The sequence below is a fragment of the Streptomyces sp. 378 genome (assembly GCF_030124145.1).
Classification (GTDB): Bacteria; Actinomycetota; Actinomycetes; order Streptomycetales; family Streptomycetaceae; genus Streptomyces.
In genome coordinates this window covers 1-12,791 of record NZ_JASKMS010000063.1, presented here as the reverse complement: position 1 = coordinate 12,791, position 12,791 = coordinate 1, and the positions used below count along the sequence as shown (strand labels likewise).

11 protein-coding genes and 2 pseudogenes are annotated in these 12,791 nt (G+C 69.1%); 7 read left to right on the top strand and 6 right to left on the bottom strand.

Annotated features, from left to right (window positions below):
• The first annotated feature begins 658 nt into the window (after window positions 1-658).
• Entirely contained in the window at window positions 659-1,906 is a 1,248-nt protein-coding gene (locus QNO09_RS39135; protein WP_283974994.1) for an IS256 family transposase, read from the top strand.
• Window positions 1,907-1,915: 9 nt separating this feature from the next.
• Here QNO09_RS39135 and QNO09_RS39130 read toward each other — a convergent pair whose 3' ends face one another.
• The gene (locus tag QNO09_RS39130; protein ID WP_283974993.1) at window positions 1,916-2,704 is read right to left on the bottom strand and encodes an SDR family oxidoreductase; all 789 of its coding nucleotides are present in this window, start codon (window positions 2,702-2,704) and stop codon (window positions 1,916-1,918) included.
• Between the two features lie 262 nt (window positions 2,705-2,966).
• On the opposite strand from QNO09_RS39130, the gene QNO09_RS39125 reads away from it, so the two are divergent.
• Window positions 2,967-3,965, top strand: a complete 999-nt coding sequence (locus QNO09_RS39125) for an inorganic phosphate transporter (RefSeq protein WP_283974992.1) — start codon at window positions 2,967-2,969, stop codon at window positions 3,963-3,965.
• An 11-nt stretch (window positions 3,966-3,976) separates the two neighbouring features.
• Window positions 3,977-4,603: a hypothetical protein gene (locus QNO09_RS39120; RefSeq protein ID WP_283974991.1), complete on the top strand. Its 627-nt coding sequence runs from the start codon at window positions 3,977-3,979 to the stop codon at window positions 4,601-4,603.
• 272 nt (window positions 4,604-4,875) lie between these two features.
• Here QNO09_RS39120 and QNO09_RS39115 read toward each other — a convergent pair.
• Window positions 4,876-4,956 (bottom strand): annotated as a pseudogene (locus QNO09_RS39115) (hypothetical protein); the annotation flags it as partial.
• Between the two features lie 145 nt (window positions 4,957-5,101).
• Here QNO09_RS39115 and QNO09_RS39110 point away from each other — a divergent pair.
• Window positions 5,102-5,320, top strand: a complete 219-nt coding sequence (locus QNO09_RS39110; RefSeq protein WP_283974990.1) for a formate/nitrite transporter family protein — start codon at window positions 5,102-5,104, stop codon at window positions 5,318-5,320.
• A gap of 239 nt (window positions 5,321-5,559) precedes the next feature.
• On the opposite strand, the gene QNO09_RS39105 is transcribed toward QNO09_RS39110, so the two are convergent.
• Complete coding sequence (locus tag QNO09_RS39105) at window positions 5,560-6,990, bottom strand: phosphatase PAP2 family protein (protein WP_283974989.1); 1,431 nt, start codon at window positions 6,988-6,990, stop codon at window positions 5,560-5,562.
• 159 nt (window positions 6,991-7,149) lie between these two features.
• Here QNO09_RS39105 and QNO09_RS39100 point away from each other — a divergent pair, with 159 nt between their 5' ends.
• The 3 genes from QNO09_RS39100 (at window position 7,150) to QNO09_RS39090 (ending at window position 10,462) form a co-directional block, all read left to right on the top strand.
• Window positions 7,150-7,755: a DUF2238 domain-containing protein gene (locus tag QNO09_RS39100; RefSeq protein WP_283974988.1), complete on the top strand. Its 606-nt coding sequence runs from the start codon at window positions 7,150-7,152 to the stop codon at window positions 7,753-7,755.
• Window positions 7,756-7,831: 76 nt separating this feature from the next.
• Window positions 7,832-8,293, top strand: a complete 462-nt coding sequence (locus QNO09_RS39095; protein ID WP_283974987.1) for an SPW repeat domain-containing protein — start codon at window positions 7,832-7,834, stop codon at window positions 8,291-8,293.
• Between the two features lie 903 nt (window positions 8,294-9,196).
• Entirely contained in the window at window positions 9,197-10,462 is a 1,266-nt protein-coding gene (locus QNO09_RS39090) for a cytochrome P450 (protein WP_283974986.1), read from the top strand.
• Here QNO09_RS39090 and QNO09_RS39085 read toward each other — a convergent pair.
• From QNO09_RS39085 to QNO09_RS40230, 3 genes and pseudogenes are all read right to left on the bottom strand, one after another.
• Window positions 10,459-11,379 (bottom strand): IS3 family transposase, encoded by a 921-nt coding sequence (locus QNO09_RS39085; protein ID WP_283974985.1) that lies wholly within the window; start codon window positions 11,377-11,379, stop codon window positions 10,459-10,461. The genes QNO09_RS39090 and QNO09_RS39085 overlap by 4 nt on opposite strands.
• A complete protein-coding gene (locus tag QNO09_RS39080) occupies window positions 11,376-11,690 on the bottom strand; it encodes a transposase (RefSeq protein ID WP_283974984.1) in 315 nt (104 codons plus the stop codon). Before QNO09_RS39080 ends, QNO09_RS39085 begins: the two co-directional genes overlap by 4 nt.
• A gap of 21 nt (window positions 11,691-11,711) precedes the next feature.
• A pseudogene (locus QNO09_RS40230) lies at window positions 11,712-12,672 on the bottom strand (IS481 family transposase).
• Window positions 12,673-12,791 lie beyond the last annotated feature (119 nt).

Sequence of the window (12,791 nt, the reverse complement as noted above, 5' to 3'; positions counted from 1 at the left end):
CCCGGCGACCAGTACCTCGATCGAGTGATCACGAACTGAGAAAGATCGGACTTAACGTCCACTGAGAGCCAACCCCGGCCACTCACCTTTCGAGTCGCCCTACCCTCCCTGCGGGACCGCACGAGGGCGGAGCCGACCAGGCTCGCCAGGCCGAGCGCCCACATGGCGGCGACGATGCCGATCTTCCGGAGCGTCACGATTGGGGCGTTCTCATGCCGTGCTTGTAACCGGCTTTGATCTCCAGCCAGTTCATCGGATAGGTGAGGATGAAACCAACGAACAGCCCCATCGCGGTGAAGCACCCTCGGCGGTGCCGTCAGCCGGAAGAGCCCGGCTCCAGCCCGGCCCATTCGGTTCATGGCGGCGCTGTGAACGGCGGCGTCCGCCGAAGGCGCCGACGGCACTTCCCGGCGCGCTGCGGTGGCGGATGGCCGGGAGCTGGCGGCGGCCGCTATCGCCTGCGCACTTTTCGTCCGGCGCCGTGATAGCGCCATCGAGGTCGAGGGCTGCGTCCTGGGCTACGCCCCTGCACACCGCCGAGCAATGCTCAGGACTTGTGGATCAGTTCCAGAGCGGGACGCAGAAGGCGTATCTTCCCGATGATCCCGTGATGTCCGAGTAGGCCCGCGTTCGCAGCGCGGGTCAGGAAGGCACGCCCGTGCTCAGCGTAGTGACCGACGACGGCTCCACCCAGTCCGGCTCCCTGATCGATGAGATCGTCCGCGAGGGCGCCCGCCGGATGCTCGCCGCCGCACTGGAGACGGAAGTCAATCAGTACATAGCCGAGTTGGCAGCCGAGACAGATCAGGTCGGCCATCGCCTGGTGGTTCGCAACGGCCACCATCACGCCCGGACCGTGGTCACCGCGGCCGGCCCGGTCGAGGTGCGGGCTCCGCGGGTGAACGACCGCCGCGTCGACGATGTGACCGGCGAGCGCAAGCGGTTCTCCTCGAAGATCCTGGCGCCCTGGTGCCGCAAGTCGCCGAAGATCTCCGAGGTGCTGCCACTGCTCTACCTGCACGGACTGTCCTCCGGGGACTTCGTGCCCGCGCTGGAGCAATTCCTCGGCGGCACGGCCGGCCTCTCGCCCGCCACCGTGACCCGGCTGACGAAGCAGTGGCAGGACGACCACGCGGCCTTCCAGCAGAGGGACCTGTCGCAGACCGACTTCGTCTACGTGTGGGCCGATGGCGTGCGCCCGAAGGTCCGGCTCGGCCAGGTCCACTCGTGTGTCCTGGTCCTGCTCGGCGTCCGCCTGGACGGCACCAAGGAACTGATCGCGCTTGCGGAAGGGCTACGGGAGTCTACCGAGTCCTGGGCCGACCTGCTCCGGGACTGCCGCCGCCGCGGCATGCGCGACCCCGAGCTGGTCATCGGCGACGGCGCGATGGGCCTGTGGAAGGCCCTGGCCGAGGTGTTCCCGACCGCCCGGCACCAGCGCTGCTGGGTTCATAAAGCCCGTAATGTCACGAACTGCCTGCCGAAGTCCGCACAGCCGGGCGCGACGAAGGCGATGCAGGAGATCTACAACGCCGAGGACCGCACCCACGCGGAGAAGGCGATCGAGGAGTTCGCCCGCACCTACGGCGCCAAGTGGCCCAAGGCCGTCGCGAAGATCACCGACGACGCGGACGAACTGCTGGCGTTCTACGACTTCCCGGCCGAGCACTGGGTCCACCTGCGGACCACCAACCCCACCGAGTCAACCTTCTCCACCGTCAAGCTCCGCACGAAGGTCACCCGCGGGGCCGGCAGCCCGGCCGCCGCCCTGGCGTTGGTGTTCAAGCTCGTCGAGTCCGCCCAGGACCGATGGCGGGCGATCACCGGCGCCCACCTCGTCGCCCTGGTCCGGTCCGGCGCCAGGTTCAAGAACGGCGTCCTGGTCGAGCGTGAGGAGGCCGCATAGTCAGGCCGGTCAGCTGGCGAAACCACCGTTACTCTTCAGGAGTTGCCCATTGATCCACTGCCCCTGCGGTGAGCACAGGAAGTCCACCAAGTGGGCGGTGCCCTGCGGGCTGCCCAGACGTCCCAGCGGTGTCTGGCGCAGTACGTGGTCGCGGATGTCGTCGGACATCCAGCCGGTGTCGACCGGGCCGGGGTTGATCACGTTGGCGGTGATCCCGAGGTGGGCAAGTTCGTGGGCAGCGGCCAGGGTGATGCGGTCGAGTGCGCCCTTGCTCGCCCTGTAGGGCAGGTTGCCGACGGTGTGGTCGCTGGTGAGGGCGATCACCCGTCCGGTTCCTGGGGCGCCCTGGAAGCGTCGGCCGAACTGGCGGATCAGCAGCCAGGAGGCACGAGAGTTGACTGCGAAGTGGCGGTCAAAGCTCTCCACAGTGGTGTCGAGCAGGCCCGAGTCCACCGACTCGCAGTGGCACATCACCAAGGCGGTGATGTGGCCGAGGCGGCTCTGGGCCTGGTCAAAGACTCGCGCTGGTGCATCAGGATCGGCGAGGTCCGCCTCGATCGCCACCGTGTCGGCGCCCCGTTCCTCCAGGGTCTTTGCGATCGTGTCCGCGGCGTCCGTCTCGATGCCCCAGGCCATGCGCGCGTCGTACGGCGTCCAGTACGTGAAGGCGACGTTCCAGCCCGCCTCGGCCAGTCGGTGGGCGATCCCCACACCGATTCCGATGGACCGGCCGACGCCCGTCACCAACGCGACCGGCCTGGCGTCATCGAACAGCGGCTTCTCATCAGCAGTCGTCACAAGGCGCAATCGTTCGGCCTGCTACACGTGAACGGCAACCCGATTTTCCTTCAGCCCATCCACAAGTCTTGACGATTGCTCTGCACCGCCCGGCCGAAGAAGCATCGCGGGCTCAGCGAGGCGCTCCTTCAACCAGGGCGTGAGCTGTCGTGATCGGTGCCCACGGTGTCGCGCCAGGCTCTGCGCACTGTTTCGCGCCAGGATGGAAAAGACAGGGCGAAGGTGCCTATAGATCCTGTGCGTGGCGAAAGGTGATCCGGCCGTGGAGCTCACTCTCGTGGTGCTGATCATCATCGTCGGACTGACGTTTGACTTCACCAACGGCTTCCACGACGCCGCGAACGCGATCGCCACGTCCATCTCCACCAGGGCCCTCACTCCCCGCATCGCGCTGGGCATGGCCGCCGTGATGAACTTCTTCGGCGCCTTCCTGGGCACCGAGGTCGCCGAGACCGTCGGCAGCGGCATCGTCGGCGCGCCCCAGGGGGTCTCGGGCCTGCTGCTGGTGATGAGCGCGCTCATCGGCGCGATCGGCTGGAACGTCTTCACCTGGTGGCGCGGGCTGCCGACCTCCTCTTCCCACGCCCTGATCGGAGGACTGGTCGGCGCCGCCCTCGCCGCCGCCGCGACCGTGCACTGGTCCGGCATCCTGAGCAAGGTCCTGCTGCCCATGCTGCTGTCCCCGCTGGTGGGCGTCGCCCTCGGCTACGTCCTGCACGCCGCCATCCTGTGGACGTTCCGCCGTGCCGCCCCACGCCCCACGACCCGCCGCTTCCGCATGGCACAGACCGTCTCGGCCGCCGGCATGGCCCTGGGCCACGGACTGCAGGACGCGCAGAAGACCATGGGCGTGATCGTGCTGGCGCTGGTCACCGCGGGCTGGCAGGACGACTTCTCCGTGCCCCTGTGGGTGATCGTGGCCGTGGCCGCGGCGATGGCCGCCGGCACCTACAGCGGAGGGCGCCGCATCATCACCACCCTGGGCCGGCGCATCGTCCACCTGGATCCGCCACGCGGCTTCGCCGCCGAGTCCGCCGCCACAGGCGTGCTCTACACCACTGCGTTCGTCTTCGAGGCCCCGATCTCCACCACCCAGACGATCACCGCCTCCATCCTGGGCGCCGGCGCGACCCGGCGCATCTCAGCCGTGCGCTGGCAGGTGGCCCGCTCCATCTTCACCGCATGGCTCTTCACCTTCCCCGGAGCCGGACTGCCCGCTGCCGCCCTCTACCTGATCCTGCACGCCACCACCGGACTGTGAGGAGGCCGCCCATGCCCACCCCACCCAACCCCCAGCCGGACGGGCCACCGCGCGGCGGGATTCCCGACGGTCTTCCCGCGCCCGGCCGCTTCGCCCACCTGCACCCCGACGACGGCGCCTGCCTGATGGAGGCCGCCTCGCTGCTGGCCACCGGCCGCTTCACCGACAGCCCAACCGGCACCCACCCGGTACTCGCCGGCCTCGCCCGCGCGGTCAACGATGCCGTCAGCGACACCGCCCGCCAGGCCCTGTTCCCGCTGGCCGCCGACCTCGCCGACGCAGACCCCGCCGACCGCGCCTACGGGCCACTGCTGGTCGCCACAGTCGTGGACGCCGCCCGCCGCGTACAGCCCGCGTCCCGGCGCCTGAAACGGCACAGCACGGCCTGCCACCAACGGGCCCGTCAGCTCTCCCACGCCCGTCCGCCGAAGACGGCGGCCCGCATCGCCGACCTGCTGTGGTGGCACGGCCCGGGCCACCGCCACCTCGAACACTCCCTGCGCGTCCTGCTCACCGCCCCCGATGCCGACCAGCGACTCTCACAGCTCCTGCACCAGGCCGTCGCCCAGGCCCGTAACACGACGAACGCGGCTCCGACGGGGTCTGCCAATCGAACGGTACTGTCGCGTCTTCGGTGATGGGCGTTACCTCCGCTGCGCGTGCACCGAATGGGACGGCTCGTTGTTCTGGCTGCAGAGCACGGCCTTGGCCGGCGCGGCGCCGGCTGTGCCGAGCGATGCGGCCCCCTGCCCCCTCTCCCACGGCAACGGCCCCATCGCAGGCACCAGCACCACCCAGCTGATCGCGCGCGCCGGGCTCCGGACTTGTGAGCCGACCAGGAGGCTGCGGCGCAACAGGCACATGCACGGTTCAGGAGGCGCGAGACGTGCATCTGCGAGATACCGACGATGTCGGCGACTTCTCGCCGGGGCAGGGAGGCGAGCAAGCACAGCCTGACAATGCGGCGTTCCCTTTCCGGCAGTCCCTTCATCAGGGAGCCGAGCGCCATCATGTCGGATCGCCGGTATCACCATCGTGTTCGGCATCGTGGCGCTCGCAATGGCGGACGAACTGGCCAGGCCCCTGCTGGGGCCTGCTCTGGCCCATCTCATCGGTGCGCTCGCCTTCGGGTCGGCGTGGTTTTCGTTGTGGTCGGCCTCTCCGAGCTGTTCACCGAGAACTTGTTCGGCCCGACCACGGCAGTGATCGACCGGCACCAGCGCTCGGCCTGGATCCAGCCGGGCCGGCTGTGGGCCGTTGTACTGGTGCTCAACCTTGTCGGCGGAGCGGTCATGGCCGCGATCTTCTCGGTGGAGGGGACGCTCCCTGTGGGAGCCACGTCCTCGCGGAAGTAGCCCGGGAAATGTCCACGAAGAGCAGTCTGGCCACCTTTACCCGCGGAAAACGCGGCCGGAACGCTGCTGACCCTGCTGTCGTATCTGCTGCATGCAGCCGACTCGACCGGGAGCCGCATCTTCCTCGCCCACGTGGTCGGCTTCTTCCTCGCCCTCGGGCCGTTCGACCACGTCGTCTCCGGTTTGCACCTGCTGTTCGGCGTATGGCTCGGCGACAACGAGGATCTCTGTGACGGCCCTCACCGCACCCCGGCAGTCCCATGCCTGTCTGGAGACGGCGGCCGGGTCACCCACCAGCACGCCGTCATCCACAGCCCGGCCAGCAGGAGGGACGCCAGGACGTCGCTGAGGTGGTGGACCCCGGCGTACAGGCGCTGGAACGCCACGCCAGCCGGAGCCAGAACGGCCAGGACCACGGCCGCCAGACGCCACCGGCGGTCACGGGTGGCCCGGAAGAGGATGACGGCGACGCACAGGGTCAGCGTCAGCATGGCCGTCACGTGCCCGGACGGGAAGCTGGCCATGGGCCGCAGGCCGGTGTTGAGCTGGACGACCTCCGGGCGCTCCCGGGAGACGGCGGCGGTGGTGGCGAAGTACAGGCTGAGTTCACCGGCGAGTCCCAGGGCCAGCAGCACCATGGGCCGCCAGGTGCGGGCGACGGCCACCCCGAGCGGTCCGATCACCAGAACCCCGGCGACGATCCCCGGCGTCCCGCCGAGCACCTCCACCCACCCGGTCACGGTGTCCAGCCACGGGGTGCGCACACTGGCCGCCCACACGGCGACCGCCCGGTCCCACGCGGGTGGCCCGGGACCGGGCCCCGACTCGACGATGAGGTAGCCCAGGCCGTACAGGAGAGCGGCGATCAGGGCCCATGCCACCAGCAGCTCGACCAGCGCGTGCGCCGGGCGGGGCAGCGCGGTCGGATGCTGCCGCGGGACCGGCCGCAGCCCTTCCTCCGGTGCGGGATCCAGTCCCGCCGACAGGCCGGGCATGCCTCGCGCCCCCGGAGGGGCGCCCCAGCGCCACTGCCGGAAGGCGATGGCCGTCAGGGCTAGCCAGACCAGGCCCAGGAGCCATCCGGCGAGTACGTCGCTGGGGTAGTGCACCCCCAAGGCGATCCGGGTCAGGCCCACCACGACGACGGCCGTCACCATCACTCCCGCGAACACCGGGCGTGCCCGAGGTCGCGTCACGGGCAGGAAGACCAACAGCAGGACCCCGTAGACCACCGCCGACCCGAGCGCGTGTCCGCTGGGGAAGCTCATGCCGGACTGATGGGACAGCGGTTCCTCCACCACCGGGCGGAGCCGGCCCACCAGTTCCTTGATCACCGCGTTGAGGCCCATCGCGCCGAGCGCGGTGATCACGACGTACGGGGCGATCCGCCACTGGCGACGCAGCACCAGCCACAGCGTGCCGATACCCAGCAGCCACAGCAGCATCGGGGTGCCGCCCAGATCGGTGAGCACCTTCAAGGACCTGGTGAGCACCGTGTTCCCGGCCACCACCGCATTCAGCGCGTCGGCCACGTCCTGATCGGCCCGTCGAACCGGTGCCCACCGGGTGCGCACGAGTGCTAGGAGAACGACGAACCCGACGGTGGCCGCCAGCGTCACCGACCAGATGACGAGACTCCGCGCCCCCGGTTCCCCCGGACGTACTGGCACGGTCAATCCCCTCCTTCCCGGGCAGGCGGCCACTCCCTAGGGGTGCGGCGGCGCACGGGAGCACGGAAGAGGCCCCGGTACCCCGCTGCGGCCGACGGGAATCCGGCCGCAGCCCGCGGATATCCGGTTGGCGCCCGCCGGCTGGGAAACCCGCGCGTCATGGCCCACACCACTACGCCGCTCGAACGCGTCTGTCGTCTCGCCGCCGACCTGATCAGAGTCGGAGCCCTCGTCTCCGCGGTGGGCGCCGTCTTCTTCTCCCTGGAAGGGATCTTCCGCTTCGGGCTTCTGTTCCTGGCGCTGCTAGTGCCCCGGTTCGCCGGCCTGCGCAGCCCTGTCGACCTGCTGGTATGTGTGGTGCTGTCGGTGGCGGCCTGGTCCTCACCAGCGAACTGGTACGAGCTCGCTCCCTGGTACGACACCGCCCTGCATCTGGTCACGCCCGGCACGGTTGCAGTCACGTTGCACCTGTTGCTGATCCGCGTGCGCATGCTGCCACCGCTGAAGGCGCACAAACTGCGCATCGCCTCGGTCCCCCTGCTCACCACCTGCCTGGGCTGCACCGTGGCGCTGCTGTGGGAACTGTATGAGTGGTTCGGCAAGGAGGTACTCGGCGCGCCGATCGCCGTCGGCTACGACGACACCATCCTGGACATGGCCGCCGGCTTCACCGGCTCCCTGGTCGCCGGAGTCCTCCTGGCCTCCTGGGCCCGCCACAAGCCCCACGCGCCCCGAGCCCAGGAGAGCAGCCCCCTGTCGGGGTGATGCCGACCGACCACCACGAGGTGCGATGTCTCCGAAGAAGGTGCTTCAGCCGCCGCTTCTGGGTTAACCGGACACTGTGAACCGCAACGAGAACCCCAACGACCGCTCGTCGCGCTCCACCGCGACGGTCCGGGACGCCTCCGCACAGGGCCTGCGCAAAGGGCCGCTGACCCTGCTCATGCTGCTGATCGGCGTGTGGCTCTTCGTCTGCCTGTGGATTCTGGACTATCCCTCCGCACTCCGCGGTCCGCATCTCGTCGAACTCGGCGCCAGCATCGTGGTGATCATTGCCGCAATCGTCCGGATGTCGCGTCCAGTCGGCCGCTTCACGGACTACGTGGTCATGGCCATCGGTGCGGGACTCGTCCTGGCCGCGTTCCTCGGGGACTACAGGTCCACCGTCGCGACCGACATGGTGCGGGTCAACCAGGCGGCCTCCGGAGCCGCCCTCGTGCTCGTCGCGCTGACCAGCGCGGTACTCGCTGTTCGTTCGCGATCGGCTTCGCCGAGCGGCGACGCGGACAGCGATTCTCACTGATTGGGCCCGCGGCCCGCGAGCAAGGTCGGCCAGCGTCGTCACACGCCACGGCGACGCGGACCGCGTCGCCCCTGGCCCAGCACGCCCCCGCCCCACTTGGAAGCCCGTCGGCGGATCAGAAAGCCGGCACCGGTTCCGTCGTCGCGCGGCCGCGGCCGCGCAGTCCTCCACGTCGAACCACTGCTCGTGCTCGAGAAGAAGCCGTCGCCCGTGGACCACGACGGTCTCGTTCGCCTCACCGGAACCACGGAGACATTCGATCTTGCCAAGGCACCGGAACGAACTCGGCGTGAACTTCACGGAGACGCGGTCCGCGTTCGGATAGTTGCGTGCGCGGCATTCGGGCCGCCCCCGCGGAAAGGAGCAGGCATATTCCAAATGCTTCTCCGTGCTCCCGTGCGCCCCCGTGAAGAAACGGGTCGCCACGACGGGCAGCAGGTTGAACTGGGCAGGACACGATCCAGGTGTCACGTCGGTGGAACGTCACCGCATTCCGTTGTGTCGGCTGAGACAGGTGGTATTCAACGAACCACGGACGCCATGGAAGGCCGGTACTGCTCCAGGCATATTCCCGTCCGTCTCCCACGGTATCGCTTTGTTCCGCCGCCCGCTGGAGTTCCTGAATTCCATACCCACCCACGGCGACATGGTGGAGATCCGTCTCGGCCCCCTGCACGCCTAGGTGGTGTGCCACCCACGGCTGGTCCACGAAATGCTCAGGGACACCCGCACCTTCGACAAGGGCGGACCGCTCTACGAGCGGCTGCGAGCGCTGATGGGCGACGGCGTCGTCACCTGCCCGCACGCCGACCACCGCAGGCAGCGCAGGCTGTTGCAGCCCGCCTTCCGTCCCGCCCGGGTCGCCGATCACACGGAACCGATGGGCGAGGAGGCCGAGTCGGTGTGCGGCGCCTGGCGGGCGGGACGGGAGGTGGACGTCAGCGCGGCCATGATGACCCTGACGACGGGGGGGGCAGCCGCGTCCTCTTCACCGACTCGCTCGATGCCGCGAAGGCCGCGGAGGTGCGCCGGTGTCTCGCCGTCGTCGTCCGCGGCCTGTTCGTGCGGACGGTCGTGCCGGTCGACGCCCTGTTCCGTATACCCACGCCCGCGAACCGCCGCTACCGGCACGCGGTCGCCCGTCTGCACGCGATCGTCGACGCGGCCGTCGCGCGACGCAGGTCCGGCGAGGCACGCGACGACCTGCTGGGGGTGCTGCTTGCGGCCGCCGACGGTGCGGAACCCCCGGTCACCGACCAGGAGGTGCACGATCAACTCGTCTCCCTCCTGCTCACCGGGGCCGAGAGCCCTTCCCTGTGCCTGGCTTCCGCCTTCAGCCTCCTCGCCCGCAACCCGGAGGCCGAGCGGCGCCTGCACGCCGAGGTCGACACCGTGCTCGCCGACCGCCGGCGCCCGAACGCCGACGACCTGCCGCGCCTGGTCCACACCCGCGCCGTCATCGACGAGACCCTGCGCCACTCCCCGCCCGGCTGGCTCTTCACCCGGGTCGCCACCAGGGACGTCGAGTTCGGCGGACGGCGCCTGCCCCGGGGGACCACCGTCCTGTACAGCCCCTATCTCCTGCACCACTCCCCCACGTCGTTCCCCGACCCCGAGCGGTTCCGCCCGGAGCGCTGGCTGTCCGAGAACGACGCCGACGGTCCGTACAGCCCGATGGTCCCCTTCGCCGCGGGCAGCCGGAAGTGCCTCGGTGACACCTTCGCCATGGCCCAGATGACGGTGGCCCTGGCCACCATCGCCCGCCACTGGCGGCTGCGCCATCCCCCGGGTCCCGTCGCGCCGCCGCGTCCGGCGGTCACGCTGGGACCGAGGTCACTGATGATGATCTGCGCACCGCGCACCGGCGCGCACCGCCGACGCACGTACGCCCCGGGCGACCACTTCGCCGGCCGTACAGGGAATCCAGGAGGCAGGTGGCAACGGTGTCGACCACGCATGAGGAGATCACCACCGCCGCACCGGGCGGAGCCCCCGGCTCCCGTCTCAACGACCTCATCGAAGGTCATCTCCACATGCCCTTCCCCTTCGCCCGGAATCCGCACGAGGCAGAGGTGTCGGCAGGCGTCGGGACATGGCTGCGCGCGACGGGGCTGGCGGACGAACCGGGAGGTTCTGAGGTTCCCCCGCTGCGCGGGGGTGGCTGACTAGCTGGTCAGGGCGGGTTGGCGTGGTTTCAGGTTCACTGGTTCGGCCGCTGCCTGGTCGGCGTAGTGCTTCTCCTCGAACCCGATGGGGCTGAGGTAGCCGAGCCGCTTCTGGATGCGGCGGGGGTTATAGAAGCCGTCGATGTACTCGAAGAGCGCGAGATTCGCCTCGGCCCTGGTCGCGAAGACGCGTCCGCGGATGCACTCGGTCTTGATCAGCATCCATAGGTTCTCCGCCAGGGCATTGTCGAAGGAGTCGCCGACCGAGCCCATGGACGCCTGAACTCCTGCTCTGACCAGGCGTGTTGTGAGCTTGATAGACGTGTATTGCGTGCCGTGATCGGCGTGGTGGACGAGTTCGCCAGGGGCGACCTCGCGGCTGGCCAGCGCGTACTCGAGGGAGGTGAGGACCAGGTCGGCGTCCGCGCGGGCGGAGGTCTCCCAGGCCACGACTCTGCGGGAGAAGGCATCGCGGATCGCCGACAGCCAGAGTGGTCCCTCCAGGGTGGGGATCATGGTCAGGTCGGTGACCCACAGCCGGTTCGGCGCGTGTGCCGTGAAGTCGCGTTGCACCAGGTCTGGGGCGAGGTCGGCGTCCGGGTCGCGGCGGGTGAAACCCTTGCTTCTGCGGGGGCTGATCCCCGCCAGGCCGGCTTCTCGCATGAGCCGCTCGACCCGCTTGCGGCCGACATGGACGCCCTCGCGCTTCAGGACGGCATGGACTCTGGGCGATCCGTAGATCCCGCCGGAATCCTGGTGGATCTGCCGGATCTGTCCGGTCAGCTCGGTGTCCTCGCGGCGCCGTTCACAGGGTTCGGTCTCGGACCGGCGCCAGCGGTAGTAGGTGGAGGAGGGGATGTGCAGTTCCCGGAGTACGGGCTCGACCCCCAGGTGCGGGTGCTCGTCGAGGAGCGCGGTCACCTGGGCCGGGTCGGGTCGAGCTGCGCGGCGAAAAAAGCCGAGGCCGTCCGCAGGACCTCATTGGCACGGCGTAGTTCCCGCACCTCCCGCCGCAGCTGGGCGAGCTCTTCCTTCTCCTCCGTGGTGAGCATGTCGTCCCGCTCGCCGGCGTCGGCCTCGGCCTCGGCCTGCCGGATCCAACCCCGCAGGGCCTCGTGATGCACGCCGAGTTCCTCGGCCATCCGACGGATCACGGGCTTCGGCTCGGCTGTCCGGTACATCCGCACCGCACGCTCACGCAACTCCAGCGGGTATTTCCTTGAGGCAGGCATTGTGCCACTGACGTTGATCGATTACGCCTGGGCCGTGGTCTTCTGCTTGAGGCGTTCGTAGGGGGTCTGGCCGCCGAGGCCGCCGTGGGGGCGATGGTAGTTGTAGTAGTCCTCCCATTCGCGCAGCTTGTCGTTGAAGACCTCGGCGTCGTCGATGACGACGCCGTCGAGGAGCCGGTAGAACTCCTCGGCGTCGATGCGGTGAGAGCGTTCGACCTTGCCGTTCAGCCGCGGGGTGCGGGGCTTGATGTAGGTGTGGGCGATGCCCTTGTCGAGCACGTGCCAGTGGAAGGCGGACTGGAACTCCGCGCCATTGTCGGTCTGGATGACCTCGACCTGGAACGGCAGGCGCTGCAACACGTAGTCGAGGAACTGGATGGCGGTCTTCTGGTTCAGTTGCGGATAGAGCCGCAGCACCCGTAGGCGGGTGCAGTCGTCGATGGCGGTGAACTGGTAGTACTTGTTGCGCCCGCCGCGCCGGCCCTGGGGTGCGGAGGCGAGCGGCTCGATGAACTTCCACGTCGATCTGCACCCGGTGGCCGGGCAGCTGCTTCTCGTACCGCTTCCATCTGCGGTCGTGGCGCTTGTAGCGCTGGGAGGCCGGCAGGCGGCCCATGTCCAGGCGGTGGAGGATGCGCCACACGCCTGACTTGCTGATGGTGACGTCGTGGTACCGCTTGAGGTACATGGCTATCTTCTCCGGGCCGAAATGGTAGTTCTGCCGCAAGTAGATGATCTTCCCGACCACCTCGGCGTGGGTCGCGTTCGGCGAGGTCTTGGGCGCCTTGGAGTGGGTGCGCAGGCCTTCGATGCCCTCGGCCTGGTAGCGGCGGTACCACGTGTAGTACGCCTGCCGGCTGATCCCGAAGTAGCGGCAGGACATCGCGACGTTCCCTGTGACTTCTTCGACGTGGCGTATCACCGCCAGGCGCCGCTTGGCCTCGCGGTCAAGCGGCGGGGTGGTGGGAGTGGGCTTCGGCATGTGGATCTCCGTAGTGATCGGAGACCCAGGTGTCAACGATGATCGTCAGTTTTAGACCCGAACTTGGCGCACCAGCGACGGATGGTCTCGTACGAGACGACGATCCCGCGCTCGAGCAT